The organism is Actinomycetota bacterium (assembly GCA_023488435.1).
GTDB lineage: Bacteria > Actinomycetota > Coriobacteriia > Anaerosomatales > UBA912 > UBA912.
This window is the reverse complement of the sequence record JAMDCK010000008.1, coordinates 1-24488: the sequence shown is the minus strand read 5'-3', so window position 1 is coordinate 24488 and position 24488 is coordinate 1. Positions and strand designations below refer to the sequence as shown.

Annotated in this window: 29 protein-coding genes and 1 tRNA gene; 24 read left to right on the top strand and 6 right to left on the bottom strand. The window is 59.0% G+C overall.

Annotation, left to right across the window (positions count from 1 at the left end; genetic code table 11):
- Positions 1 to 114 precede the first annotated feature (114 nt).
- The 3 genes from M1617_00875 (at position 115) to dcd (ending at position 3510) form a co-directional block, all read left to right on the top strand.
- Entirely contained in the window at positions 115 to 342 is a 228-nt protein-coding gene (locus tag M1617_00875; protein MCL5886849.1) for a NifU family protein, read from the top strand.
- A 247-nt stretch (positions 343 to 589) separates the two neighbouring features.
- Positions 590 to 2872 carry a vitamin B12-dependent ribonucleotide reductase gene (locus M1617_00870; GenBank protein MCL5886848.1) on the top strand — a complete coding sequence of 761 codons (2283 nt, stop codon included), beginning with the start codon at positions 590 to 592 and terminating at the stop codon, positions 2870 to 2872.
- Between the two features lie 77 nt (positions 2873 to 2949).
- Entirely contained in the window at positions 2950 to 3510 is a 561-nt protein-coding gene (dcd, locus tag M1617_00865; protein ID MCL5886847.1) for a dCTP deaminase, read from the top strand.
- Between the two features lie 12 nt (positions 3511 to 3522).
- Here dcd and M1617_00860 read toward each other — a convergent pair whose 3' ends face one another.
- Entirely contained in the window at positions 3523 to 4608 is a 1086-nt protein-coding gene (locus M1617_00860; protein ID MCL5886846.1) for an FAD-dependent monooxygenase, read from the bottom strand.
- A gap of 146 nt (positions 4609 to 4754) precedes the next feature.
- Here M1617_00860 and M1617_00855 point away from each other — a divergent pair, with 146 nt between their 5' ends.
- Together M1617_00855 and M1617_00850 are read left to right on the top strand one after the other, a co-directional pair.
- Positions 4755 to 4997 (top strand): hypothetical protein, encoded by a 243-nt coding sequence (locus M1617_00855; protein MCL5886845.1) that lies wholly within the window; start codon positions 4755 to 4757, stop codon positions 4995 to 4997.
- Positions 4978 to 5778 (top strand): hypothetical protein, encoded by an 801-nt coding sequence (locus tag M1617_00850; protein ID MCL5886844.1) that lies wholly within the window; start codon positions 4978 to 4980, stop codon positions 5776 to 5778. Before M1617_00855 ends, M1617_00850 begins: the two co-directional genes overlap by 20 nt.
- A gap of 6 nt (positions 5779 to 5784) precedes the next feature.
- Here the strand turns inward: M1617_00850 and M1617_00845 are convergent, their stop codons facing one another.
- Genes M1617_00845 through M1617_00835 form a run of 3 tightly spaced genes read right to left on the bottom strand, consistent with a single transcriptional unit; the run spans position 5785 to position 8190 of the window.
- Positions 5785 to 7083 (bottom strand): DUF1015 domain-containing protein, encoded by a 1299-nt coding sequence (locus tag M1617_00845; GenBank protein ID MCL5886843.1) that lies wholly within the window; start codon positions 7081 to 7083, stop codon positions 5785 to 5787.
- A 34-nt stretch (positions 7084 to 7117) separates the two neighbouring features.
- Positions 7118 to 7447, bottom strand: a complete 330-nt coding sequence (locus tag M1617_00840; GenBank protein MCL5886842.1) for an AzlD domain-containing protein — start codon at positions 7445 to 7447, stop codon at positions 7118 to 7120.
- Positions 7447 to 8190, bottom strand: a complete 744-nt coding sequence (locus M1617_00835; protein ID MCL5886841.1) for an AzlC family ABC transporter permease — start codon at positions 8188 to 8190, stop codon at positions 7447 to 7449. The genes M1617_00840 and M1617_00835 overlap by 1 nt, the downstream gene beginning before the upstream one ends.
- 130 nt (positions 8191 to 8320) lie before the next feature.
- On the opposite strand from M1617_00835, the gene M1617_00830 reads away from it, so the two are divergent.
- Positions 8321 to 8731 (top strand): hypothetical protein, encoded by a 411-nt coding sequence (locus M1617_00830; protein MCL5886840.1) that lies wholly within the window; start codon positions 8321 to 8323, stop codon positions 8729 to 8731.
- Positions 8732 to 8754: 23 nt separating this feature from the next.
- Here the strand turns inward: M1617_00830 and M1617_00825 are convergent, their stop codons facing one another.
- Positions 8755 to 9459 (bottom strand): rhomboid family intramembrane serine protease, encoded by a 705-nt coding sequence (locus M1617_00825; protein MCL5886839.1) that lies wholly within the window; start codon positions 9457 to 9459, stop codon positions 8755 to 8757.
- 103 nt (positions 9460 to 9562) lie between these two features.
- Here M1617_00825 and M1617_00820 point away from each other — a divergent pair, with 103 nt between their 5' ends.
- The 10 genes from M1617_00820 to ruvB all read left to right on the top strand — a co-directional run bounded on the left by M1617_00820 (position 9563) and on the right by ruvB (position 17933).
- Complete coding sequence (locus M1617_00820) at positions 9563 to 10126, top strand: LemA family protein (protein MCL5886838.1); 564 nt, start codon at positions 9563 to 9565, stop codon at positions 10124 to 10126.
- A gap of 111 nt (positions 10127 to 10237) precedes the next feature.
- The gene (locus tag M1617_00815) at positions 10238 to 11098 is read left to right on the top strand and encodes a M48 family metallopeptidase (protein MCL5886837.1); all 861 of its coding nucleotides are present in this window, start codon (positions 10238 to 10240) and stop codon (positions 11096 to 11098) included.
- Positions 11099 to 11890: a prolipoprotein diacylglyceryl transferase gene (gene lgt / locus M1617_00810; GenBank protein MCL5886836.1), complete on the top strand. Its 792-nt coding sequence runs from the start codon at positions 11099 to 11101 to the stop codon at positions 11888 to 11890. It abuts the gene before it with no gap.
- Between the two features lie 400 nt (positions 11891 to 12290).
- Entirely contained in the window at positions 12291 to 13328 is a 1038-nt protein-coding gene (locus M1617_00805; protein MCL5886835.1) for a DUF3048 domain-containing protein, read from the top strand.
- A 179-nt stretch (positions 13329 to 13507) separates the two neighbouring features.
- A complete protein-coding gene (gene pdxS / locus M1617_00800) occupies positions 13508 to 14347 on the top strand; it encodes a pyridoxal 5'-phosphate synthase lyase subunit PdxS (protein MCL5886834.1) in 840 nt (279 codons plus the stop codon).
- A 51-nt stretch (positions 14348 to 14398) separates the two neighbouring features.
- The gene (gene pdxT / locus M1617_00795; GenBank protein MCL5886833.1) at positions 14399 to 14929 is read left to right on the top strand and encodes a pyridoxal 5'-phosphate synthase glutaminase subunit PdxT; all 531 of its coding nucleotides are present in this window, start codon (positions 14399 to 14401) and stop codon (positions 14927 to 14929) included.
- Positions 14929 to 15681, top strand: a complete 753-nt coding sequence (locus tag M1617_00790; GenBank protein MCL5886832.1) for a YebC/PmpR family DNA-binding transcriptional regulator — start codon at positions 14929 to 14931, stop codon at positions 15679 to 15681. The genes pdxT and M1617_00790 overlap by 1 nt, the downstream gene beginning before the upstream one ends.
- A gap of 67 nt (positions 15682 to 15748) precedes the next feature.
- Positions 15749 to 16255, top strand: coding sequence for a crossover junction endodeoxyribonuclease RuvC (gene ruvC / locus M1617_00785; GenBank protein MCL5886831.1), 507 nt, complete (start codon positions 15749 to 15751; stop codon positions 16253 to 16255).
- Positions 16204 to 16848: a Holliday junction branch migration protein RuvA gene (ruvA, locus tag M1617_00780; GenBank protein ID MCL5886830.1), complete on the top strand. Its 645-nt coding sequence runs from the start codon at positions 16204 to 16206 to the stop codon at positions 16846 to 16848. Before ruvC ends, ruvA begins: the two co-directional genes overlap by 52 nt.
- Positions 16845 to 17933, top strand: coding sequence for a Holliday junction branch migration DNA helicase RuvB (gene ruvB / locus M1617_00775; GenBank protein MCL5886829.1), 1089 nt, complete (start codon positions 16845 to 16847; stop codon positions 17931 to 17933). Before ruvA ends, ruvB begins: the two co-directional genes overlap by 4 nt.
- 307 nt (positions 17934 to 18240) lie before the next feature.
- On the opposite strand, the gene M1617_00770 is transcribed toward ruvB, so the two are convergent.
- Positions 18241 to 18588 carry a class II SORL domain-containing protein gene (locus M1617_00770; GenBank protein MCL5886828.1) on the bottom strand — a complete coding sequence of 116 codons (348 nt, stop codon included), beginning with the start codon at positions 18586 to 18588 and terminating at the stop codon, positions 18241 to 18243.
- A gap of 142 nt (positions 18589 to 18730) precedes the next feature.
- Between M1617_00770 and M1617_00765 the strand changes: the two genes are divergently transcribed.
- The 8 genes from M1617_00765 to M1617_00730 all read left to right on the top strand — a co-directional run bounded on the left by M1617_00765 (position 18731) and on the right by M1617_00730 (position 24404).
- The gene (locus M1617_00765; GenBank protein MCL5886827.1) at positions 18731 to 19291 is read left to right on the top strand and encodes an isochorismatase family protein; all 561 of its coding nucleotides are present in this window, start codon (positions 18731 to 18733) and stop codon (positions 19289 to 19291) included.
- 51 nt (positions 19292 to 19342) lie between these two features.
- Positions 19343 to 20197 (top strand): bifunctional methylenetetrahydrofolate dehydrogenase/methenyltetrahydrofolate cyclohydrolase FolD, encoded by an 855-nt coding sequence (gene folD / locus M1617_00760; protein MCL5886826.1) that lies wholly within the window; start codon positions 19343 to 19345, stop codon positions 20195 to 20197.
- A gap of 49 nt (positions 20198 to 20246) precedes the next feature.
- Entirely contained in the window at positions 20247 to 20981 is a 735-nt protein-coding gene (locus M1617_00755) for a hypothetical protein (GenBank protein ID MCL5886825.1), read from the top strand.
- Position 20982: 1 nt separating this feature from the next.
- A complete protein-coding gene (locus M1617_00750) occupies positions 20983 to 21633 on the top strand; it encodes a TMEM165/GDT1 family protein (GenBank protein ID MCL5886824.1) in 651 nt (216 codons plus the stop codon).
- 54 nt (positions 21634 to 21687) lie between these two features.
- Positions 21688 to 22188, top strand: a complete 501-nt coding sequence (locus M1617_00745) for an epoxyqueuosine reductase QueH (GenBank protein ID MCL5886823.1) — start codon at positions 21688 to 21690, stop codon at positions 22186 to 22188.
- 93 nt (positions 22189 to 22281) lie between these two features.
- Positions 22282 to 22367: transfer RNA gene (locus tag M1617_00740), tRNA-Leu, on the top strand.
- Between the two features lie 52 nt (positions 22368 to 22419).
- Positions 22420 to 23133 carry a hypothetical protein gene (locus tag M1617_00735; protein MCL5886822.1) on the top strand — a complete coding sequence of 238 codons (714 nt, stop codon included), beginning with the start codon at positions 22420 to 22422 and terminating at the stop codon, positions 23131 to 23133.
- A gap of 107 nt (positions 23134 to 23240) precedes the next feature.
- Entirely contained in the window at positions 23241 to 24404 is a 1164-nt protein-coding gene (locus M1617_00730; protein ID MCL5886821.1) for a radical SAM protein, read from the top strand.
- Positions 24405 to 24488 lie beyond the last annotated feature (84 nt).

Below are 24488 nucleotides of genomic sequence, written 5' to 3'. Positions count from 1 at the left end.
GACACTTTAATCCACGACTGTCGCATGTTCGGAGCTGTGTTAGAATCCTTTGTTACCGGCTTAGGTCGGCAATTAGATGGTGTTAGGTCAGTCCGAATCAGAGGAGGACTTGCAATGATCGCAAGTGAACGCATTGAGAGTGCACTAGACAAGATCCGTCCGGCGCTCCAGGCAGACGGTGGCGATGTAGAGTTCGTGGAAGTCACCGAAGACGGGGTCGTCAAGGTCACGCTGACCGGCGCATGCCGCGGCTGCCCCATGTCCCAGCTCACTTTGACCAACGGGGTCGAGCGTGTTCTCAAGGAAGAGATCCCAGAGGTCGTCCGCGTAGAGGCCGTCTAGCCGGCCCCGCGCACTTCTTAGAGGGCTTGTGGATTCTCTCGAAGGGCCGACCATGCGTCGGCCCTTCTGCTATTCCCAGGGACTACGTCCCTTCGGCAAGCCCCTTCGCTCAAAAGTTTCGACCGCTTGTCTGTTTTGGGTTGAGCCCCACATATTGCATGGCTTACACTGACTGAGCGCAATATGTTGTGTGCGCTTGTCCGATTGTTTTTGAGCCACACCTTCTGTGGAGCGAGGAGTCAAGGCCATGTCATCTGAGGCTACCAGCACCAACACCTACTCGCGGGTCATTGACGACCTGCTCAGTGTCAATTCCCTCAAGGTGTTGCAGAAGAGGTACCTCCTGAAAGACGATGCTGGCAGGCCCGTCGAGAACCCCAGCGACATGTTCATCCGCGTCGCCGAGAACATCGCACAGACCGAGAGGCTCTTCGGTGCAGATGACGCCAAAGTTGCCCAGTGCGCCCTGGACTTCTATGACCTTATGACCTCGCTGGACTTCCTGCCCAACTCTCCGACACTCATGAATGCCGGTCGTGAGCTTCAGCAGCTGTCGGCGTGTTTCGTCCTCCCCATTGATGACTCGATGGAGTCTATCTTTGGTGCCGTACGCGACACGGCGCTCATCCACAAGTCGGGCGGGGGCACCGGGTTCTCGTTCTCCAGGCTTCGTCCTGGTGGCGATCAGGTCCAGTCAACGCAAGGAGTGAGCAGCGGCCCGGTCTCCTTTATGCGAGTCTTCAATCAAGCGACCGAGGCGGTCAAGCAGGGAGGCACCCGCCGGGGTGCCAACATGGGCGTGCTCCGCGTCGATCATCCTGACATACTCCACTTCATCAAATGTAAGGCCGAAGGCGACTTCGAGAACTTCAACATCTCTGTTGCCTTGACCGAGGATTTCATGAACGCCGCCCGTGAGGGCAGGTCATACAATCTGATCAATCCGCGGACGAAGGAGATCTCGGGTCAACTCGACGCTGCCGAAGTTTACGATCTCATCATCGAGATGGCTTGGGCGACCGGGGATCCAGGGATCATCTTCATTGACAGGATGAATCGCGATAACCCGACGCCAGCAATCGGCGAGATCGAGTCGACTAACCCGTGCGGCGAACAGCCACTGCTTCCCTACGAGGCATGCAACCTGGGAAGCATCAACCTGTCCAGGTTCGTTGCCTCCCGTGAATCCGGACTCGAGGTCGACTGGGATCGCCTGAGCGATGTCGTTCACCGTGCAATCCGTTTCCTAGACGATGTGATCGATGCCAATCGCTATCCCCTAGAGAAGATTGGAGAGCTTGCCCGTGCCAACCGGAAAGTCGGTCTCGGCGTCATGGGATGGGCGGACATGTTGATCAAGATGGGCATACCTTACGGCTCTGATGAGGCCGTGGCTCTCGGCAAGAAGGTCATGGGTTGCATCGACGCCGAAGCAAAGGCTGCATCGCGAAATCTTGCATCGGAGCGCGGGCCATTCCCCAACTATGCTGGATCGACCTACGATCTCCCCGGCGCTGCCCCGATCCGGAATGCGACCGTCACTACCATCGCGCCGACGGGGACTCTGTCCATCATCGCAAATTGCTCTAGCGGGATTGAGCCTCTCTTCGCAGTGTCATACGTTCGCACAGTGATGGACAACGACCGGCTCATCGAGGTCAATCCGATCTTCGAGGAGATTGCGGTCAAGCGTGGATTCTACTCGCCAGAGTTGATGGCGCTCATCGCAGATCACGGTTCTGTCGCCGGTATCGACGATGTTCCTCTCGACATCCAGGAAGTGTTTGTCACTGCACACGATATCGCACCGGAGTGGCATATTCGCATGCAAGCTGGCTTCCAGACACACACTGATAATGCAGTTTCCAAGACCGTCAACTTCGGATCCGATGCCACTGTTGATGATGTCAGGCACGTTTACGACCTTGCATGGGATTCGGAGGTCAAGGGAGTCACCATCTATCGAGATGGCTCCAAGTCGGGACAAGTGCTGTCAACCGGCAAGACCTCCCAGGGGGCCGAGTCAACCGTCGCGCTTCGCGCTGGTGAGATAGAGCCCCGTCCGCGCCCTCTGGTTACCCAGGGTCGCACTGAGAAGATCATGACTGGATGCGGAAACCTGTATGTAACAGTGAACTGGGATGAAGAGGGCATGTGTGAAGTTTTCTCGCAGATGGGCAAGTCTGGTGGGTGCGCATCTAGCCAGTCGGAGGCGCTGTCTCGCATGATATCGGTGTCGCTTAGGGCGGGCGTGGACCCTGAAGCCATCACCAAGCATCTGCGCGGAATCCGCTGCCCGAGTCCTAGCTGGGCCGAGGGCGGCAAGGTCCTCTCCTGCGCCGATGCCATCGGCATCGTCATGGAGCACGCCGTCGACTTCATGCGCACCGGCAATACCGAGAGGAAGATCGTCAAGTCGTCGGAGAGTATGGACTATCACTCTGGAGCCTGTCCGGAGTGCGGTGGATCGCTCGAGCATGAGAGCGGCTGTGCAGTCTGCCGCGCCTGCGGGTTCAGCAAGTGTTCATGACGGCGTAAGCGTCCGCAGTTAAGATTGGGCTACTCGGCAGGGGGAACCTGACGGGCTTGGAAGCATGAGAGGAAAAGATGGTTCTTTCGGATCGCACCATTAAGGAGCAGTTGCTGGCAGGTCGTATCAGGATCGAGCCTTTGGATCCGGACGACATTCAGCCCTCCAGCGTAGACCTTCACCTAGGCGAGGGATTCCAGGTATTCAGGAATTCGAGGTATCCGTACATTGATCCGAGTCGGGAGCAGGTTGGCCTGATGGAACCGGTCACCGCCTCTGTTGAAGAGCCGTTTGTGTTGCACCCAGGTGAGTTCGTGCTGGGCACCACGATTGAGCGGGTCGTCTTGCCAGACGACATCGTCGGTAGGCTTGAGGGGAAGAGTTCGCTAGGACGACTCGGCTTGCTGATACACTCCACCGCTGGCTATGTTGACCCAGGCTGGGATGGGCGCCTGACACTCGAGCTCTCCAACGTCGCGAACCTGCCCATAGTACTCATGCCGGGAATGCCGATAGGTCAGATATCGTTCTCTGCGATGACATCGCCGGTGGACAGGCCGTACGGCACGCCTGGCCTAAACAGCAAGTACCAGGGTCAGGGCGATGCGGCTCCCAGCAAGATGCATCTGAACTTCTGACGCCGAAGAGCCTTACAGCCCCTCTGTGATCTTGCTGACGATCGGAGTCGGGACGAAGCCGGCAACGTACTTGCCGGTCCTGGACTCCATTATCGGCAGCCAGCGGAACTTGCGGCGGATGTTCCCAGCAATTCCTGAGGTCAAACGAGTGTGTTCGGCAAGGCGATCTTCAGGGTTCGAGGTTGCAACCGCTTGGCCTGCGTAATATCCGGAGTTGATGGCGTAGGAGATCCCTTCGCCAGACGTCGGCGACATGAAGCCACCAGCTTCGCCAGCGAGAAGCACTCGACCTTGTCCCGGCACGACATCGGCCATCGAGCGAACGTGCAGCGCGACGCTGGCCTCCCGCTTGACGCTCTCGCCGAGCTGGGGCAGCTTGGTGCGCAGGATTTCGATGCATTGGTCCTGCTTCAAGTGAGGGCGTCGGGTCTTGGGGTAGAAGACCGAGCCGATGATCGCTGTTTCCCCCTTAGGCACGACGTAGGCATAAGCGAAGTCGTCCCCGATATCCCGCATATAGATACAGTCGAAGAACGGCTCGATGGCTCCGTCGAGAGTCACGAAGTCCTGAAGGGTCACGTAGGTCGATACGTTGTCGACGCCGAGGCCGCGTCTAACTGCGGAGCGAGCCCCGTCGGCACCGATAAGTGTTGCGCACTGCACCTCTTCCACGCTGTCGGCGCTCTTTAGCGATACAGTAACGCCCTTGGGCGTTTGTGAGAAACCTACGAGTGATGTCGAGCCGACGACTTCGACGTTGGAGGGTAGCAGGGAGAGCATCCAATCGTCGAACGCTATCCGATTCACGTTCAAGAAGCGCAGGGCCGTGGCCTTCTTGATGCTTCGATCCCAGTCCCAGTAGCGGAAGTTCACGTGTCCGGGGTCTAACAGGAGCTCGTCTGGGACCTTGGCGATGCGGTCGAGTCCCTTGCGTGCCTGCTCATGGATCATCCCGCCGCAGCTTTTGTCACGCGGAAACGCCGACGAATCGACAAGCAGGACTCTACCTGCCTCTGCGGCTTTGATCGCCGCCATGATACCGGCCGGACCGGCACCGGCGACTATTGTCTCGAATTCAGGCTTACTCGTAGAATCCAACCCCACCAGCACCTCCCGTGTCAGCACAGAGCCGCCAGGAGCGCGGTTTCTGCTATTGGACGAACGGCTGCCGGACCGTTTAACCTCGGATTGCCTCGTCATAGTATCATCGGATGTATCCGGCAACCACAAGGAAGGCAAAAAACATGAGCAAGTGTTGGGAGCACAGGGGTTGTGATGAGGAGATGCAGGGAGTCTGTCCTCACCCGAACGAGCTGAAAGACAACTGTCCTACCAAGTGTGCGTTCGCCACCTGCGATCACCCACAACATGCGATCACCACCGATCCGGAACTGGTTTTTGATCCCGACGTGGACCGCAGTGTTGTCCTGAAAGACAACTGTAGATTCTGCGTGTTCTTCCTTCGCAATGGCCCCAGACTTCGCTGACGCCGCTGGGGAGGTCAGTCGGCATGCGGTCTTCGAGGCTCTGATCGCCTATGGCCGAGAGCTGGAGGCACAGGGTGTCGCCCAGGTTGGCAGCGGCTTCACCGGACGGAAAGACCCCGATGCGTTGCTGCAAGAGGACCCGAACGCATTCCTCTTAGGCGTCCTGTTCACGCAGGGAATACCGGCCGAGCGTGCATGGGCTGGACCCTGGGAACTCAAGCAGCGGCTAGGGACTCTCGATTTGCACGTGCTGGCGTCCGACCCGGAAGCCGTTGCGGCCGCATTTCAGACACCCCCCATGCTACACAGGTTCAAGAACACGTTGCCCAAGTGGATAAGCGCTGCAGCCGCACGCCTTCTCGCCGAGTGGGGTGGTGATGCCGCAGCGATTTGGCCCGACGGAACGTCTATGGCTGTTGTCAGCGAGCGCCTCAGTCGATTCGACGGCATCGGGCGCAAGAAAGCCGCGATGGCTACTCAGATCCTGATGCGTCACTTCCGAGTAGACCTGGCGGGTCTGGAGTCCGGGCAGGTCGCTTACGACATCCACGTTCGTCGAGTATTCCTGCGATCCGGACTCGCGCACGAAGACAGCTTGGCCGCCATCGAGCAGGCCGCACGAGAGGGCGCCCCGGAATCCCCAGGTGTGCTCGATATCGCAGCCTGGCTGGTGGGCAGGGAGACCTGTAGACCGCGGAACCCCGATTGCGATCGGTGTCGTCTCGGCGGTCCGTGTCCTCGGCTTGTATCGATCACCCCTAGGGGAGTGGGTGCTAGATAGCGGTCTTCAGTCGTCGATCGACCGCAGCACCAGGCCCGAGAGCAGCTTAGGGTAGAAGTAGGTGGACTTCTGAGGCATGACCTCGCCGGCTAGCGACACGGCCTTCATCTGCTCCATCTTGGTCGGACGGAGGATGAACGCCACGTCGTGTTCGCTCGTGGCGGCCAGGGCCTCACCAGCGTCCTTGAAGAACGAGAGGCGAGCAAGGGTTTCTGGGCGATCCGGATGGATGCCGAGGAGCGGATCGAGTACGAGCTCCTGGAGCAGCGTGACGTCGAGTTCCTTGTACGCCTCGCTGTGCGATCCGACAACCGCCGAGGATGGATCGACGTCGGCGCGAAGCACTGCAACCTTCGGCTGCGGATCTTCGGAGGTCTTGACCAGGAACGACGGGCGCTCGAGACCCTCGGGGACTGTGGGCCCGCTGTCGGCGGGAAGGTCCGTGATGTCGAAGTGTCGATTCAGCCCCTCATAGAATTCCTCTGCCGAGAAATCGCTGGGTGCGTCCGCGACACGGTGGGTTGGCAAGACGATGAGGTTCGGGTCGTCGAGGTTTACGAGCGCCATCATCACGTAGTCGTAGTCCGGGTCTGCGTGGACATCGCCAGCGGCTGAGGCCGCGCTCCTTCGAGCATCACGATATGCGAGTGCTACGGTGTACCTGTGGTGGCCGTCGGCGATGAACACGTTGCTGTCCGCTAGGGCGCCGGTGATCGCTGCGATCTGCTCGGGATCGGTCACAGCCCAGACGGTCGAAACAACTCCATCAGGGTCGGTCACGGTCATGACGGGATCCTGGGCCATCCCGGCCTCAAAAGCGGCATCTGTAGTGCGCTCCGGGTCGGAGTACAAGCCGAAGACCTGCGACAGGTTGGTGGCAGTGGCCTCGAGAAGCGCATATCGGTCGCCTAGGGCCTTGGGTAGCGTCCTTTCGTGGGGGAGCACAACCCCATCGGCGAAGGGATGCAGCATGACCTCGGCGATGAACGCGCGTCGGCGGATCGGCCTGTCCTCGACAGTGAAACGCTGCTCCAGTACGTAGATCGTCGGCGCATCATCGCGCACGAGAGTCCCATCACTCGTCCACTGGGCCCAACGCTTCGCGCCTGTCGCATAGCGGTTGCTGGAATCCTGAGGATCCAAGGATCCCTCGGGTAGCTCCAAAGCGACGACGTTGTCGGCGGACAAACCCAATAGCTCATCGCGTTGCGAAGGTGAGATGACGTCATACGGCGGAGCTGTCAGAGCGTTGAGGTCCTGGTCAGACGGGTATCTCCAGGCACGGAACGGGCGAACTACAGGCATGGTTTGGGGTCCTTTCGGCGGGTCTTTGAAGTGCTTACTGTCCAAAGAGCGATCTGAACACCACGAAGGCTATCATGCCGACCATGGTAGCACCCAAGAAGCTGCGAGTCAGCTGGTAAGCGAGAGCAGTAAGCAAGCCGGCCCACAGATGGGGGCTAGCTGGAGAGTCGATGAACTCACCACCAGGTCGGAACAACTCCAGTGCGACCAGAGCTCCCATGACAGAGGCCGGAATGAACGACAACCAACGCATGAAGGGCTCGGGTAGACTCACGCGGGAGAACAAAGCGATCGACGGAAACCGGGTCATGTAGTTGGCCAGAGCCATTCCGATGACGACTGCCCATATAAAACCGGATTCCATCATCTGACCTTTTCTTTAGGAAACAGCATGGCGCCAATGAACGCTGCAAGCACCGAGGGAACGATGATGAACAGGGTGTCCGACACGACGATGCCTATGGCCGACATGGCTGGTAGCGCTAGTGCGATGAGCCCTGCGAGGACTCCGATTGCGAGGTGTCGGCGGTTCTCGGCAAGGGCAACGAACAGGGCGGCGAACATGGCGGGCATCGCAAACTCAAGGCCCCATCGAGAGGGGTCGCCAATCGCGTCACGGGAGAATGCGCCTATCGCAGTGCCTAGCACCCATCCGGTCCAGGCAACGAGCCCGACCCCGAACATGGACCATGTTGTCGCGGAGCCGGCTCGGCAGTCGTTGGTGTTCACAGCGAAGGTCTCGTCGGTCAGGGTGAACGCCAAGGCAGCCTGACGCGTTGTCCCCACTCCCTTCAGGTGCTGCGCGATACTTGCGCCGAACAGCACATAGCGAAGGTTGACGATCGTTGTGGCCAGAAGCACCCCAACAAGACTGGCCCCACCGTTCATTTGGGTTAGCGCTATGAACTGACCCGCGCCGGCGAGTGCCGTGGCGGAGCAGACGATCGCCTGGGTGGTGGTGAAGCCACTTTCGGTGGCCACAATTCCGAAGACGGCACCGACCGGCATATATCCAAGGAAGATGGGAAAACCCAACTTGATTCCGCGGATGAGTTGACCCGCGGCAGTGGTTGGCTTTTGGGTATCTGCAGGTAATGTCTTTGACATGCGCCGAATGATAGCATGGTCTTGCATGACGTTGGCTCGGTTCTTGCGCTGTCGCATACCGGACCGTGGAGTTTTCATCTACTACGGGTACAATAGATTTAGAGGCCCAGCGCCACAGGAGGCGGGAGTCATGGATTTCACGATCAACTGCCCAGTCGATGGAATGGTCGATGTCGCCATCGAGGACATCGACACTGTGGTTCTGCGCGCCCCGGAGCGAGCGGAGATCATCTTCTCCTGCCCCAAGTGCGGCATTGGCGTATCGGTAATGGTGCAGATACCAGGCTTCTTGCTAGCTACGATCGATAGCCTGTCTCCCGACAATGATGCGTACTCGGGCTCACTTGCGGGCATTGCTGCGATGGCAGCGAGTGCGGATCGCCGAGAGAGCTACTCGCGGCCATCACGCGAATCCTCGGCAGGTGAAGGTACGCCCGAGCAGGAAGCGCGCATCGATGCGTACTGCGAGTACTTCAGGCGTCAGCTGGCGGGCATCGATGACGTGAAGGATATGCTGCGCGAGATGAGCTCCGCCGAGTAGGTCGCACCCCACGCTCCCGGTCGCTACCCTTCCGATTTCTCGCGCACTTTCGTGTGACGTCGTGCCCTCGACTTGATGGTGCCGCCGACAATCAGCGGGAGCATGGCCGCTACGCCGATTGCGAACCCACCGATATGCGCCCACCATGCCACGCCGGTAGCGGCACCTATCGACCCGACCCCTTGCGCCAGCTGTAGCAGGAACCACATCCCAATCACGAAAACAGCAGGCAGCTTTGCAAGCTCGATGAAGACGAACACCGGGATCACAGTCACGACTTTGGCCTTAGGATAAAGGAGCAGGTAGGCTCCAAGCAGTGCAGCGATGGCTCCACTAGCGCCGACCAGGGGGACGTTGGAGGTCGGATAGATGAGCGCATGCGCCATGGTGGCCGCCGCACCACCACCAAGGTATAGGAGCAGAAACCAGATCGATCCTAGCCGGTCTTCGATGTTGTTGCCGAAGATCCAAAGATAGAGCATGTTGCCGATAAGGTGTAGCCAGCCTCCGTGGAGAAACATCGCGGTCACGATCGTCATCAGGGCTGTGGGCGCAAGCGGTGAAGCGAAGTAGTCGACCGGCGTGAAGCCCCAAGTGTCGAAAAGAGTCTGCAGAGCATCGGAAGATAGGGTAATCTCGTAACCGAAGATTGCAATGTTGGCGACGAGCAACACTATCGTGAGGTATGGGAAGCGCTTGGTCGGGTTTTCGTCGTAAATTGGAATCATGGGAGCCCGTGATCGATGATAGGCGCAAGGACTCAGTCAATATAGACCGCTGCTGCGACAGCATCAACTGTGAAGATCGCATATTCGAAAGGTGGTAGAAGTAATGCTCGAGGCCGCAATGATCTTACCGGGGCTATTTGGCCTACTGCTGCTCTTGGCAGTGGGCGTTATCTTCTTGTACAACCGCTTGATCGTCTTACGCAATCGCGTAGACAATGCCTGGGCTCAGATCGACGTCCAGCTGAAACGCAGGTACGACTTGATCCCGAATCTCATCGAGACGGTCAAGGGCTACGCTGCGCACGAGAAAAGCACCTTGGAGGACGTGGTGAAAGCCCGGCAGATGGCGATGGGCGCTTCGTCGGTCAAGGATCATGGGCAAGCGGAAAACATGTTGACTTCGACTCTGAAGTCCCTTTTCGCAATTGCCGAGGCGTATCCGGACCTCAAAGCCAACCAGAATTTCATGATGCTCCAAGAGGAGCTTTCTGGCACTGAGTCCAAGATTGCCTATGCGCGACAGTTCTACAACGATTCGGTGATGAACTACAACACCGGCATCCAGACATTCCCCGCTAACCTCATCGCCGCGATGTTCAACTTCGCATCGCGTGAATCCTTCGAGATCGACGAGTCCTTCAAGGCCGCCCCAACAGTAAAGTTCTAGTCGAGGATCAGATTCCCTGAACCTGATCGACTTCGGTCGGGGGCTATCGGCTTACCCTTCAACGACGTGCGGATAAGGGCCAAAATGTACGATCAGATCAGTTCAAACAAAATGAAATCAGGCGGCCTGATCGCTGTGTTCGTCATGCTGGTGTTCGCGGTCGGGTGGGCTATTGGCTACCTGCTCAATGTGGGCCCTTATGGGCTCGTGATAGCCCTGGCAGTCGCATTCGTCTCGACATGGGGCTCATACTGGTACTCCGACCGCATCGTCCTGGCGATGAGCAGAGCGCGACCCGTTGATCGAGCCACGGAGCCTTATCTAGTCAACGTGGTTGAGGGCCTCTCGATCGCAGCAGGGATCCCGCAACCGAAGGCATATGTGATCGATGATCCAGCACCCAACGCGTTTGCGACTGGGCGCAATCCTGCCAATGGGGCGATCGCAGTCACGACTGGTCTTATCGAGAAGCTGGATCGTCTAGAACTCGAGGGCGTAGTCGCCCATGAATTGGCTCACATCAAGAATTACGACACTCTCGTACAGACGCTTGCTGCAGTTATGGCGGGAACAGTAGTTCTGCTCTCGGATTGGATGGTTCGCACCCTGTTCTGGGGTGGGCGATCCAAGGATGGACTTGGTGGAGCGAAGGTGATCCTGTTGGTAGTCGCGCTACTGCTACTCATCCTCGCTCCGATCTTCGCCGGGCTGATTCAGATGGCGATCTCGCGAAAGCGCGAGTATCTTGCCGATGCCAACGGCGCACTTCTCACAAGATACCCAGACGGACTGGCTTCGGCATTACGAAAGATAACTGCTGACCCGAATCGTCTCAGTGTCGCCAACAAGGCCACTGAATCCCTCTACATTTACAACCCCCTTAAGGACTACCGAGGCGGGCGAGGGCTCAACGCTCTGTTCAACACACATCCTCCAGTCGAGGAGCGTATCAAGCGGCTCGAGGCGATGTAAGTGGCATCGCTGCCCTTTCCCGCAATCGACCCTGTGATATTTGAGATCGGGCCATTCGCAGTTCGCTGGTACGGCCTGGCCTACGTAGCAGGATTTTTAGTGGCCGGTCTCGTCATCAGGTGGCTCAACAAGCGCTGGAAAGTAGGACTGTCGGATGACGATATCCTTACCGTCATCCTGTACGCCATTATCGGTATACTTGCGGGAAGCCGGATCGGCTGGGTGTTGATCTATGGCGGGACGACGGTCCTCGAAGACCCGCTGCGGCTTTTTGCGATGTGGGAAGGCGGCATGTCTTGGCACGGCGGTTTCGTCGGGCTACTTATCGCTGGGTGGTTCGTCAGCAGGCGACTCAAGGTCCCCTTCGGCACATTGGCTGATATGGTCGCTGTAGGGGTGCCCGCAGGATTGTTCTTTGGGCGGGTCGCGAACTTCATCAATGCGGAGCTGTGGGGGCGCCCCACCGATCTACCTTGGGGTATGGTCTTTCCGGGCGCTGGGCTGATGCCGCGGCATCCTTCGCAGCTTTACGAGGCGTTTCTCCAAGGCATAGTCATCATGGTGATACTGATGGCACTGTCTTTGGCCAAGCGGCCTCAGGGCTTCTACTACGGCCTCTTCATGGTCTTGTATGGCACGTTTCGCACTCTGGTGGAGTTCGTTCGCGAACCGGATCCGCACATAGGCCTTTTGTTTGGCGCACTCACGATGGGGCAGGTTCTGAGCATCCCCTTGATCATAGCGGGCGCAGTAATCGTTTACAGGGCATTGCGCAAGACGAGTCCCGCCTGACCCTGGTTGCGGCCGCGGCATGATTTGCCTACTGGTCCGCCGTTAGCCCGAATCACCCTGCTTCCAGCAGGGAGCGTCACGGTTGAGGCAGCGGGATACTTCACTGGGCGCAAGCGCCGTCGGAGGGGTGACCTGCGCACAGAAACACCTCGGGAACGATCCGACCAGGTCCTTGAGGTTCGGGTCGTCATAGGGAGAGGACTCGGGCTGTTCCACGATATGCAACAGGTAGCACGGCAAGCGGCTCAACCCCAGTCTCTTTGGAACGTGAGATTTCAATGCAAGAGTAGCCCTCCGCAGGGCTCTCGGCAAGTGCGGCTACATGCAAGATGGGGAGCCTCTTCATTTGACCGGTGCAGGAGTTGGGCCTATCCTTACAGGCGTCGATTTGGAGGGCCAGATGGTCTTTAGCAGGTTCACGAGGATACTCTTACCGTTTGCGGCTTTGGTGATGATGGCACTGCTGGCGGGCTGCTCTGCCGAGCAACCCGCTGTCACATCCCCATGGCCCGTTGCCACAGCTGAGCGCACGATCGAGAAGCCTCCTCCTCCACCAATATGGCCGCTCACCGGGATGGATGCTCCGGACTCAGCCACAGTGGTGGGGCGTCGTATCGTTTCCGTGAAGATTGACAACGCACCTGTCGCTCGACCCCAGTCAGGCTTGCAGGCAGCCGACATCGTCTATGAGTCCATCACCGAGGGCGGCATCACACGCTTCAATTGCCTCTTTCAGTCACAGGTTCCGGAGGGCGTCGGTCCGGTGAGGAGCGCGCGGCTGTCAGATATCGGCCTGGTGCCACAGTATGAAGCGCTATTCGTTTTTTCTGGAGCGAGTGGCAGGGTGAACTCGGCGGTTAGAGCAGCCCGTTTGCAGAACCTATCGCAAGACGCTGGAGTGAGTTATGGCTACTCCAGGTCCAGGGCGCGCAGCGCTCCCCACAACCTGTATGTCGATTTGAACAAGATTCGCGAGGAAGGCACTCGCCGTGGACATCCTGCACAGCAGCGTGTACCCAGGTTGGCTTTCGCTGGTAGTGTCCCGACCACTGGCACTCCGACGGTCTCGATCGAGATTCCATTCTCGATGGCAAACAGGGTGGACTGGACATACGATCCTTCGCGCCGGGTCTATTTGCGCCAGAACAATGGCTCGGTACACAGGGACTCACTGACAGGCGAGCAGATTTATGCCAGAAACGTGGTGGTCATGTGGGCCAAGACAACGCCCGCCTCGGCTGGCACTTATGACATACAGCTGGTCGGTAGCAACCGCGCAAGCGTCTTTCGCGATGGAGTGCGCATCGACGGCACTTGGCAGGCCGACAAGGACTCCCCGCCAAGGTTCACCTCCACCGACGGCTCTGTGATCGCGCTTGCGCCTGGGAACACATGGATGCAGGTAGTCGCTCCGCAAGTGAACATCACTGTCCGGTGAATCGACGCTCATCTGGTGCGTTTTGGCCGATGTGGTTGTTAGTGCAAGACGCGGAATGTAGAATCTCACAATCGCCGGCTCGACCAGCGATGAGATAATGGTAGATAGATGAGAGGCGAGCAGTGACTGAGAACAACATCGAGATTGGAACCCTTCGCGTGAAGACCGGCCTTGCCGAGATGCTCAAGGGCGGCGTGATTATGGACGTCGTCAACGCCGAGCAGGCGAGGATCGCCGAGGATGCCGGAGCTGTCGCAGTCATGGCTCTAGAGAGGGTGCCTGCGGACATCCGTGCTGTCGGTGGGGTTGCGCGCATGGCGGATCCGACTATCGTCGAGCAGATCGTGGGGACCGTGTCCATCCCGGTCATGGCCAAGTGTCGGATAGGGCATTTCGTCGAGGCCCAGATCCTGCAGTCCCTAGGCGTGGACTTCATCGACGAGTCGGAAGTACTGACTCCTGCCGACGACAAGTACCACGTGGACAAACACGCCTTCACCGTGCCGTTCGTGTGTGGCGCAAAGGACCTCGGCGAGGCTTTGCGGCGTATCGCCGAGGGAGCCGCCATGGTCCGCACTAAGGGCGAGCCCGGCACAGGCAACATCATCGAAGCCGTTCGCCACATGCGCACCATGACCGACGGCATCGCTTGGCTTGCAGGGCTGCGCTCCGAGCAAGTCTACGACGCCGCCAAGCAGCTTCAGGCGCCGGTGGAGCTTGTCCGCTGGGTGCACGAGAATGGCAGGCTGCCGGTGGTGAACTTCTCGGCGGGGGGGATTGCGACTCCGGCCGATGCCGCACTCATGATGCAACTTGGCTGCGACGGCGTCTTCGTCGGCAGTGGAATCTTCAAGAGCGGCGACCCCGCAAAGAGGGCCAGGGCGATCGTCGAAGCCACGACGCATTTCGCAGATGCCGAGCTACTCGCCGATGTGTCGCGGAACCTCGGCGAGCCGATGGTCGGGATCGACATCTCGCAGATTCCCACGGCCGAGCGGATGCAGGAGCGAGGCTGGTAGGTGCGTATCGGTGTACTCGCATTGCAGGGCGCTTTCCGAGAGCATATCCTCATGTTGGAGACTCTCGGAGTCGATGCTGTCCCGGTGCGACTTCCTTCGCAGCTCACTGAACTTGTCGGCCTGATCATCCCCGGCGGGGAGTCCACAGCGATATCGAAGTTGATGGACACGTATGGATTCTTCGACCCGATAAGGCAGCATCATCAGGCGGGGATGGCTCTGTGGGGAACGTGCGCAGGTGCGATTCTCCTTGCCGAGGAGGTCATCGATTCGACGCCGGGCCAGGACAGCCTTCGTCTGATGGATATCGTCGCTCGCCGCAACGCCTTCGGGCGACAGGTCGACTCGTTCGAGACCGATATCGACTTCGCAGGCGTCGGTCTCTATCGCGGAGTCTTCATTCGGGCGCCCTGGATCGAGAGTGTCGGACCTTCGGCGAATATCCTCGCGAAGCACGCTGACAAGGTGGTCGCAGCTCGCCAGGGAGATATGCTGGCGACTGTCTTTCATCCGGAACTCACCGGCGATCTGCGCATTCACAGGTACTTCGTCGAGAAGGTCGTTGGGAGTCAGGCTCGCTGATGGCCGGCCACTCTAAATGGGCTACCACCAAGCACCGCAAAGCCGCACAGGACAAGAAGCGTGCGGCGATGTTCAGCAAGCTCTCTCGCAACATCTCGATTGCGGCAAGAGCTGGCAACGACCCCAATCCTGACAACAATGCAGCACTAGCCGCTGCAATCGCGAAAGCGCGGAGCTACTCGTTTCCGAAGGACCGGATAGAGTCCGCCATCGTCGACGCGTTCAAGGTCGCCGGCGGCGACGATTACGTCGATGTGGTCTACGAGGGCTATGGCCCTGCAGGTGCTCCCGTCTATGTTGAGGCGCTCACCGACAATCGCAATCGCACTGCGGCAGATGTCCGCAGGCTTTTCTCGCGTGCGGGCGGAAGTCTGGGCCCCAGTGGCTCGGTCGAATTCCAATTCGAGCGCAAGGGCGAGATCCTGACGCAGCCAGCAGCAGCGATGGACACCGATGACTTCACGTTGTTGGCTGCCGAGGCGGGCGCCCATGACGTCGCTTTCGGCGAGGAGGAGTGGGTGGTGATCTGTGCCCCGACCGAGGTCGCAATCGTCCGTCGCCACCTTGAGGATGTTGGGATCGTCATCAATTCGGCGGAACTCGTGATGCAACCGGTGACAGAGATGGTACTCGAGCCTGCCGAGGCGATGCGGGTACTGAAGTTGATCGGCCAGCTCGAAGATTTGGACGACGTGCAGAATGTCTATCACACGATGGCTTTGACCGACGAGATCCTCGAGTCAATGGAGTGACCTTTTTGCCCTCGATGGCCGAAAAGTGGTAACCTGAACATATGTTCGGTCGAATGAAGGGCCACAAGTGACCTCAAAAGTCATCATCGGGATCGATCCGGGACTCAAGAATACCGGTTGGGGCGTGGTCGAAGTCTCAGGATCTAACAAGCGGTGCCTGGCGTACGGCTGCATAGCCACGAGATCTGACCACTCGCTTCCATCACGCCTAGGAGACATTCATCGAGGGTTGCTCGAAGTCATTGAGCGCTACTCTCCCACAGAGTCAGCGGTCGAAAGCGTGTTCTTCGGTATGAACCCTAAGTCCGCCCTGGCAACTGGCCAGGCCCGCGGGGTGTGCATCCTTGCGCTCGCTGATGCCGGCGTAGATTTCTCGGAGTACGCGCCGACACAGGTCAAATCTGCGGTCGTAGGTCAGGGGCGTGCAGAGAAGCACCAGATCGCATTCATGGTCAGGGTGATGCTGGATTTGCCCGCAGTGCCGACACCGGAGCATGCTGCAGACGCCCTAGCGATAGCCCTATGCCACGCCAACCTTGCTCCCGCCTGCGGACTTCGGCGGGTGGCCCTTTGATCGCCACGCTCACAGGCCGCATCGCCGAGAAGAGCCAGAGCTGGGCGATCATCGAGGTTGGGGGAGTCGGGTATCGCATGGCGATGTCCGCTCGGTCTCTGGCGAGCCTTCCTGCACCTGACGAAGAGGTTCGCATCCACACCTTCCTGCAGGTCCGCGATGACGACCTGAGCCTCTTCGGTTTCACCGATCCGATCGAGAAGGAGATATTCGAGCGGCTGATCACTGTTAGTGGCGTCGGCCCTAAGGTCGCACTGTCGGCACTGTCGTCTTATGCGCCCGAGAGGCTCATAGCCGCCATCCTCGCCGAGGATGTCACAGCTGTCTGTGAGATTCCGGGCATCGGCAAGAAGACCGCGCAGCGCATCATCATCGAGCTCAAGGACAAGTTCGGTCCCGGAAGCGAGATCGCTTCGCTGCCTGTCGGCACTGGTGCGCCCTCCTCGGCAGGGGGCGAAGTGCGCGAGGCGTTGCTTGCGATGGGCTTCAGCGCCACCGAGGTGCATCGCGCCATCGCGGAGTACGAAGGTGAGGCTGATGTGGCGTTGATGCTTAGAGAGACACTCCGGATGCTTGGTGGTGGCACCAGATGAGCACCGTTTGGGAGTCCGATCACCTGCGGGACATCAAGGACGATCCGGAGCGCTTGGTACGATCGGAGACGATCGAGGATGATTTCGAAGCTGAGACCACGTTGCGTCCCGCGCGTCTCGAGGATTACCTTGGGCAGACGAGGGTCAAAGAGAACCTCGGCCTCCTGATCGAAGCCACGAAGGCCAGGGACGAGCCGCTCGATCACATCCTGCTGTCGGGGCCGCCGGGACTTGGGAAGACCACTTTGTCCTCGGTGATTGCGAACGAACTCGGCGCTCGCCTGAAGGCCACCAGCGGACCGGCGATCGAACGTCCGGGTGACTTGGCCGCCATCCTGACGAACCTCGAGGAACGCGATGTCCTGTTCATCGATGAGATCCATCGCTTGAACCGCACAGTCGAGGAGATTCTCTATCCCGCGATGGAGGACTTCATGATCGACATCGTGATCGGGAAGGGTCCTGCCGCTAGGAGTATCAGGCTCGATCTGCCCAGGTTCACGCTGGTCGGGGCTACCACGCGCACCGGATTGCTGACCGGACCCTTGCGCGACAGGTTTGGGATAGCTTTCCGTCTGGATTACTACACTCCCGAAGAACTCCGCGCCATTGTGGAGCGCTCGGCGAGGATACTCGGGGTACAGATCGATGAGACCGGAGCCTCCGAGATTGCGCGTCGCTCCAGGGGAACTCCTCGGCTTGCGAATCGTCTGCTCAAACGAGTGCGTGATTATGCGCAGGTCAGGCATGACGGCATCGTGAACGAAGATATCGCTGCGGAGGCGCTCGCATTCTTCGAAGTCGACCATCTGGGGCTGGATCGCATGGATCTGTCGATCCTGGAGGCGCTGATACATCGCTTCAGCGGGCGACCGGTGGGGCTGGGCACTCTGTCCGCCGCGATCGGAGAGGACGCCGACACCGTCGAGGACGTCTACGAGCCCTACCTGCTACAACTTGGATTTCTCTCCCGCACCCAAAGGGGGCGACAAGCGACCCCCAGGGCATACGAACACCTTGGAGTGCCTGCGCCACCTAGTGCAGCGGAGGCTTCAACCCTCTTCGGCGAGCTAGCGGAGGATTAGCCAGCGTTTGCGCTGTGCGTTGAGTATCTTTCGAGTCCCGATGGCCCGATGTGTGTGCTTGTACCTCATCAACAAGTGTGCGAGATCGTCCGGATGTCGACCAATCAGCCCGAAGTGATCCAGCGCGCATTCGCCTTCGGCGCATCCAGAATCGCGCCAGTAGACACAGTTACCGGCGTCGCAGTCAGGGCTGTATCCCAGAACACTGTTCAGATTGCATCTCACTGCACAGTCCTCCTCGGCTTCTTATCGTCTATATCGACACAGCCAAGGACCGGGTGTTAGGACAACCTGACGAACGGCGGGGTCAGACGACCGCTTCGGCAGCCCACACGCCGTGTAGGTTGCAGTACTCGATCGCGCGAACCGTGGTTCCAGGCTCGAGGCGCACACATACCGAGACCACCGGCTCTGCTGCTACAGGGGCGAGATCGAACCTAGCGATTGAGTTGCCATTGACCTGGACGTCGATCCACTGGATGTAGTGGTCGGGCTGATTCGGGTGCCCGACGTAGTGCCCAACTGAGACGGAGACTTTGGTGAGGTCACCGACAGGCTCTAGCGAGAGATGAGGAGTGTGCTTTTTCTCGAAGTCAGTCGCTCCGTCGAGGTTTTGCACGAGATTCAGTGCCGAGAGGATTGGTGCGTCGCTCATTTGGGGTACCTCCGCATTCGTTGTTCATCGGACGTGATCAATCTGTATTCCCCATTGTAATAACAAACTTGCTTCATTGTCGTAGAATCATCACTATGCCACCGCAAGAAGGGAAGTCAAAATGCCCGGCCCTGGCGAGTCAATGATAAACCGATCCGATTTCGTGCTGGTGTTGATCGACGCTCAGGAGCGATTGGCAGCTGCCATGCCCCAGAGGGAGAGCGTGCTCGAAGTAATATCGAAGATGCTTCGAGCAACATCGGTCCTTGGAGCCCCAATCATAGTGACCAGGCAGTATCCTAAAGGCCTGGGCGACACAGTACCCGAGATTGAGGCGATTCTACTCGATCTCGCCGACCATGAAGCCACGGTCGTCGGGGTGGACAAGCTGGCCTTCGATTGTGCAGCAGAACCGGAGTTCATCTCCGCGTTACGTGGAACCGGGCGTCGTCAGGTGGTCATCGTCGGAATGGAATCCCACATCTGCGTTGCTCAGAGCGCACTGTCGCTCGCCGGTTTGAACTTCCAGGTGCATATCGTTGCCGATGGATGTTGCTCCAGGGATGCGGCGGCCCATCAGATTGCCATGGACCGCCTCCGAGCTGCCGGAGTAATCGTTACCCACTCCGAGTCGGTCATCTATGAGGCCGTCGCCGAAGCAGGCACAGAGCTCTTCAAGGCGATCCTGCCTATCGTCAAATAGTTCGACCCGAGACCAGAACCCCGTATCCCAACGATTGAGAGGAATCAACGGATGGCATCGATTATCGATGGCAATGTCATCGCTGCCCAGGTCAGGGCCTCAGTAGCATCTAGAGTCGCCTCCCTAAAGGGCCACGGAATTACTCCGGGACTCGCTGTGATTCTTGTCGGCGACGATCCCGCCTCTCACTCCTACGTGACCATGAAAGAGAGGGATTGCCAGGAGGTTGGTATCGCCAGCCGAGATCTCAGGCGGCCCGCCGATATCTCGCAGGAACAACTGGAGTCCCTAATCGACGAGTGCAACAACTCAGCAGAGGTCCACGGAATACTGCTTCAGCTGCCGCTTCCAAGCCATCTTGACGCCGAGGCGGCCATCGCAAGGATCGATCCGTCCAAGGATGTCGACGGCTTCCATCCGGTCAACCTCGGACGACTACTCAGGGGTTTGCCGGCGTTTCGAGCCTGCACTCCGTGGGGGATCATGAAGATGCTCGTGCACCACGGGATCGAACTTCAGGGCAAAGAGGCCGTCGTGGTCGGACGCTCCACGATCGTTGGAAAACCGATGGCTCTGATGCTCCTGGAGCGAAACGCCACAGTGACCGTCTGCCATTCTCGCACCCATGATCTCGCTGCTGTTTGCCGAAGGGCCGACATTCTTGTTGCCGCAGTAGGTCGCGCTGAAATGATCACAGAAGAGTTCGTCAAACCCGGTGCTGTGGTCATCGACGTCGGTATCAACAGGACCGACACCGGAATGGTGGGCGATGTCGACTTCGCCCGAGTCGAACCGATCGCCTCGGCAATTACGCCCGTACCCGGTGGCGTTGGGCCGATGACGCGTGCGATGCTGCTATCTAACACCCTTGACGCCGTGGCTGGCCAAACCGGCGGCTCAAAGTAGCCCCAAAAACATGTGGCGAATATGTGATCCGAGATCGGAGCAAACCGCAATGAGGCGCCTAGTGTTCACGACTGTCGCATGCGCACTTGCGGTGTTTCTCTCCATCGGCGCAGGCGAAGCCCTTGCCGAGCCGGTGTCGCTCGCCCAGTCAAGGGTCGACGTGCAGCTGATGCCAGAGGCCGAGCCGGGTTCCAACGTGTTGGTCGTGGGCGCGAGACTGCCGGAGGGTACCCCGCTTCCGGCCACAGTCAACCTTCCTGTGCCTGACGGAGCCAACGTATTTTGGGCCGGTGAGATCACCGGCGGCCCTCCTGAACTCGACATTCGTAGGGAGTTTTCGATCGTTGAGGGGTCGGCAGGCAGGATCATCCAATTCACTGTCGAGACCACCCTGTCGGTTCAGTACGACGCACGCTACGGTGCGATTCGCTTCTCAGGACAGGAGCGCGAGACCGAACTGGCTTGGCGTCAATCCGTTGAGATCGCCGAACTTTCGATGGCGCTACGCCTTCGACCAGGCACACAGCTTCTGGCCCCGGAAGTCAGACGCCCGCCTCAGACCAACCAAGCCGGGGAGAGGCTATACACCCTTGAACCGCTGACCATGGATGTAGGCCAGGGGACCACTGTCACTGTTGCTTATCGGACGGGCACGGCTCCCCCTGTCCAGGGCGAGGGTATCCCGATAGCTGTATGGCTGGCAGCCGCTATTGGTGTTGCACTCCTGCTGCTGGCGCTCGTCGTCGGGCGACAGCGCAAGGCTACGCCATCCGCCGAGGAGTGAGATGGAGGCCTTCGTCTTCACTTTTGCCCTGGTTGCGCTGGCTGAATTCGGCGACAAATCGCAGCTGCTGACCCTTCTCTTTGCGACGCGATTCCGACTGGCCTCTGTACTTCTCGGCGTAGGGCTGGGAGTTGTCATCCTTCAGACTGCTGCTGTGGCTACCGGGGCATCGTTTGGGGCGATCCTGCCAGACCGCTTGGTGGGGATCATCTCTGGTGCTCTGTTCATAGTCTTCGGAGTTCTGAGCTTGCGTCCCCGCAAAGAGCAGGCAGCCGAGGTGGGCGAGGCAGCTGGGAGTGCTCTTATGCGCTTCGGTCCGACTATTGGAATCGCTGTCGCCTTCGTTCTCTCTGAGTTCGGCGACAAGACGCAGTTGACCACCTTGTTCATCGCAAGCGACCCTCAGGCTGCGTTGGGGGCGTTGTCATTCCTGGGAATGAGTTTCGAGGCGGGTCCGCTGTCGCCTGCAGACATACTACTGCCTGTCTGGGTCGGCTCGATCGCCGGACTGCTCGCGGTCAATCTGTTGGCCCTGGTGGTCGGCCGGACGATGGGCAAGCGGCTCCCGGTCCGTCTGGTTTCGTGGATCGCTGGCATACTGTTCTTGTCGGTAGGGGCCTACTTGTTGCTTTCGGCGGTTTTCGCCGGATAGGGGTCTGAGATGAAACAGCGACTTCTCCTTCACGCATGCTGTGGTCCATGTTTATTGGAACCTCTGGATATTTGGTCCGACTCATTCGAGGTCGAGGTTTTCTTCTTCAACCCCAACATCCATCCCACAGCCGAGCATGAACTCCGGCGCGAGGCGCTGCAAAAGTACGCCGATGCACACTCGATTCTGATTCACGACCCTGGTTACAGGCCACTGCAGTGGATCGAGGCCGTCGGCTCGGATGAAACCAATCGCTGCAAGGAATGCTACATGCTGCGCCTCGCCGGTGCAGCGAAGTTCGCCCGAGACAATGTGTTCGACGTATTCGCGACGACGCTTGCAGTGAGTCCCTACCAGAATCAGGGGGATATCGCAGCGGCAGGAGAGATGGCTTCGAAGCGCTTCGGCATACCTTTCGTTTATAGCGACATGACTGACAGGCATCGCTCAGCGGTCGAAAGATCTCGTGCGATGGGGATGTATCGGCAGAACTACTGTGGCTGCGCGCAGTCGATGCCGAAGCCGAAGTTGAAGTCGCGAAAGAGCGTCGGGTAATCCAAGCGATTCGGCCATAATGCCTCTGGCACATGGGATAGCACTGCGATATACTCACGTTCGCTGTGCATATGGTTCATTCGCAACATTTACGTCGGAGTGGCGGAACGGCAGACGCGCCAGGTTGAGGGCCTGGTGTCCGCAAGGACGTGAGGGTTCAACTCCCTCCTCCGACACCATCTGCACGCGAAAGACTCTAAGATCCCGAGGCGCTTCGCCTGGAGGTAGCTGATGCTCCGCTTCGAGGTTGTTCCGGTAGGCCGAGGCGACATCAAGCCCTGCCCAAGATGCCCTAGGCCCGTCGACCCGCACTACTATGACCCCGGTGACCTCGATGCCAAGCTCTCGGGAGTGGCCGCAGGGTGGGGCAGTGCGCCCGGTCCAAACGTCGTACTTGCCGGTCCAGAGCCTTTGAATCACCCTAGGCTCCCTGAACTCGTCCGCCTTGCTGTAGATCGGGGAGTCAAGCGCCTCGGCTTGAGAACGGATGCAGCCGGATTGACCGTCGGTCGTAATGCCGAGGGCGTAATCGCTTCGGGAGTCCGGCATCTTCATGTCGTTTGCCCGGGCGACGTCCTAGGCCCGACCACCGGACATACAGGCGCCTCAAGGTCTCTGGCGGGGATACTCGCTTTCACCGAGGCAGCCGAACAATCCCGAGTTGAGGTCGCCATTGTCGGCATCGTGCCTGTGTGCGCACACAATCTGCACCTGTTGCCTGAGGTTGTCGCCATGCTCGCATCCAAGGGGGCCCGCCTGATCCGCCTGGAGATCGCTTCCTCGGCAATCGATGAGGACGAGCTCGCCGAATGGTGTGTATCTGCTTTCCACACAGGCATTCTTTCCGGAGCGTGGGTCGACGTTCCGGACGCTCCGCCATCCGTACTCACGCGCATCGACGTGCGCAGATCCCCACTAGTTCTAGCTCTTGCGGATACCACATGAGCTTGACGGCAGCCCCGCTTCGCATCGCTCTCGTTGACCTTAGCTGGCCTGGGTATCACTCCCTAGGGCTTGCATATGTACGCGCATTCGCAGAAGCAGACCCACGATTGAGTGATGCAGCGAGTTTCAACACCCTGAATTTGTCGTGCGACGAGGACCCATGGTGGGTTGCCTATCGTCTCGATCTTGTGAAGCCCGATGTCGTCGGATTCTCTGTAACATGTTTCAATGCGGACGTTGCTTACGAAGCGGCCAAGCTCTTCAAAGCGGCACATCCCGAAGTGAAGATCGTTGTCGGCGGCCCCGAAGTCGGCCCAATCGCCGAAGAGGTCCTTCGTTCGCACCCTTACATTGATTGCGTCGTCAGGGGGGAGGGGGAGCAGAGCTTCGCAGACCTGCTGTCGGCATTTCTTGTTGACAGCGACATCGACAGCATTCCGGGGCTCACCTCACTTGTCGGCGGATGTATCGTCTCAGGCCCCAGTCGTACTGTGATTGAGGACTTGGACTCCATCCCGTCCCCGTTGCTTGCAGGGGTGCTGACACCGGTCGATGGCCTTACGTTCATTGAGACCTATCGCGGGTGTCCCAATCGATGTGCCTGGTGCTACGAGGGGAAGGGAAGCCAGCGCATCAGGCGCTTCTCTAAGCGGCGTATCGCCGCCGAAATCGACGCGCTAGCCTCTGCGCCGGGTGTCACCTCTTTTTCCTTCATCGACCCGGTTTTCAACCTGAGCGACGATCACCTTGAGCATCTGGCGGCGCTCCTTGAGCCCCATGCCGCTGCTGGTCTGCGACTACATACCATCGAGGTCGACCTCCAACGCATCGAGCAACACCATGCCAGATTGCTTTCGCTTGCAGGGGTCGTGAGTGTGGAAGGCGGACCTCAGACAATCGGCCCTCGATCATTGGCTGCGTGCAATCGAAGGTTTGACCCGAAGCGTTTCGCGGCCGGCGTTGAGGCATGTCGATCGCACGGGATCAGGGTGCAATGCGACCTCATAATCGGTCTACCAGGCGACACATTCGAGCAGATCCTGGACAACTTCGAGTATGTACTCTCTCTCGATCCGGGAAGATTGCAGGTCTCGACGTTGCATGTGCTGCCCGGCACCGAACTTTGGGAACGATCGAAAGATCTCGGGATCCAATTCGATAGACATCCGCCGCACGTAGTCATCAGCAACCGCGATATGGATTTCGGACAGATCAGACAAGCAGAGGCGTTCGGATTGGCACTGACGCAAGCTTACAAGGCAGTGCTCTGAGTGCCGTTCGTCGGAAAGTCCTCACGGGACAGCTGCATTCCCTCGATAGAGATTAGTGAGCCCAAACAACAGTGGTCGGGGAGA

Excerpts from the sequence above, each read along its gene's own strand:
- folD (MCL5886826.1), top strand. The coding sequence starts at position 19,343 with ATGGCATCGATTATCGATGGCAATGTCATCGCTGCCCAGGTCAGGGCC.
- M1617_00855 (MCL5886845.1), top strand. The coding sequence starts at position 4,755 with ATGAGCAAGTGTTGGGAGCACAGGGGTTGTGATGAGGAGATGCAGGGA.
- M1617_00840 (MCL5886842.1), bottom strand. The coding sequence starts at position 7,447 with ATGGAATCCGGTTTTATATGGGCAGTCGTCATCGGAATGGCTCTGGCC.
- M1617_00805 (MCL5886835.1), top strand. The coding sequence starts at position 12,291 with ATGGTCTTTAGCAGGTTCACGAGGATACTCTTACCGTTTGCGGCTTTG.
- M1617_00835 (MCL5886841.1), bottom strand. The coding sequence starts at position 8,190 with ATGTCAAAGACATTACCTGCAGATACCCAAAAGCCAACCACTGCCGCG.
- M1617_00735 (MCL5886822.1), top strand. The coding sequence starts at position 22,420 with ATGCTCCGCTTCGAGGTTGTTCCGGTAGGCCGAGGCGACATCAAGCCC.
- M1617_00765 (MCL5886827.1), top strand. The coding sequence starts at position 18,731 with ATGATAAACCGATCCGATTTCGTGCTGGTGTTGATCGACGCTCAGGAG.
- M1617_00850 (MCL5886844.1), top strand. The coding sequence starts at position 4,978 with ATGGCCCCAGACTTCGCTGACGCCGCTGGGGAGGTCAGTCGGCATGCG.
- ruvA (MCL5886830.1), top strand. The coding sequence starts at position 16,204 with ATGCCACGCCAACCTTGCTCCCGCCTGCGGACTTCGGCGGGTGGCCCT.
- M1617_00820 (MCL5886838.1), top strand. The coding sequence starts at position 9,563 with ATGCTCGAGGCCGCAATGATCTTACCGGGGCTATTTGGCCTACTGCTG.
- M1617_00825 (MCL5886839.1), bottom strand. The coding sequence starts at position 9,459 with ATGATTCCAATTTACGACGAAAACCCGACCAAGCGCTTCCCATACCTC.
- M1617_00830 (MCL5886840.1), top strand. The coding sequence starts at position 8,321 with ATGGATTTCACGATCAACTGCCCAGTCGATGGAATGGTCGATGTCGCC.
- M1617_00790 (MCL5886832.1), top strand. The coding sequence starts at position 14,929 with ATGGCCGGCCACTCTAAATGGGCTACCACCAAGCACCGCAAAGCCGCA.
- M1617_00815 (MCL5886837.1), top strand. The coding sequence starts at position 10,238 with ATGAAATCAGGCGGCCTGATCGCTGTGTTCGTCATGCTGGTGTTCGCG.
- M1617_00870 (MCL5886848.1), top strand. The coding sequence starts at position 590 with ATGTCATCTGAGGCTACCAGCACCAACACCTACTCGCGGGTCATTGAC.
- ruvB (MCL5886829.1), top strand. The coding sequence starts at position 16,845 with ATGAGCACCGTTTGGGAGTCCGATCACCTGCGGGACATCAAGGACGAT.
- dcd (MCL5886847.1), top strand. The coding sequence starts at position 2,950 with ATGGTTCTTTCGGATCGCACCATTAAGGAGCAGTTGCTGGCAGGTCGT.
- pdxT (MCL5886833.1), top strand. The coding sequence starts at position 14,399 with ATGTTGGAGACTCTCGGAGTCGATGCTGTCCCGGTGCGACTTCCTTCG.
- M1617_00770 (MCL5886828.1), bottom strand. The coding sequence starts at position 18,588 with ATGAGCGACGCACCAATCCTCTCGGCACTGAATCTCGTGCAAAACCTC.
- M1617_00750 (MCL5886824.1), top strand. The coding sequence starts at position 20,983 with ATGGAGGCCTTCGTCTTCACTTTTGCCCTGGTTGCGCTGGCTGAATTC.
- M1617_00845 (MCL5886843.1), bottom strand. The coding sequence starts at position 7,083 with ATGCCTGTAGTTCGCCCGTTCCGTGCCTGGAGATACCCGTCTGACCAG.
- pdxS (MCL5886834.1), top strand. The coding sequence starts at position 13,508 with ATGCTCAAGGGCGGCGTGATTATGGACGTCGTCAACGCCGAGCAGGCG.
- M1617_00875 (MCL5886849.1), top strand. The coding sequence starts at position 115 with ATGATCGCAAGTGAACGCATTGAGAGTGCACTAGACAAGATCCGTCCG.
- M1617_00755 (MCL5886825.1), top strand. The coding sequence starts at position 20,247 with ATGAGGCGCCTAGTGTTCACGACTGTCGCATGCGCACTTGCGGTGTTT.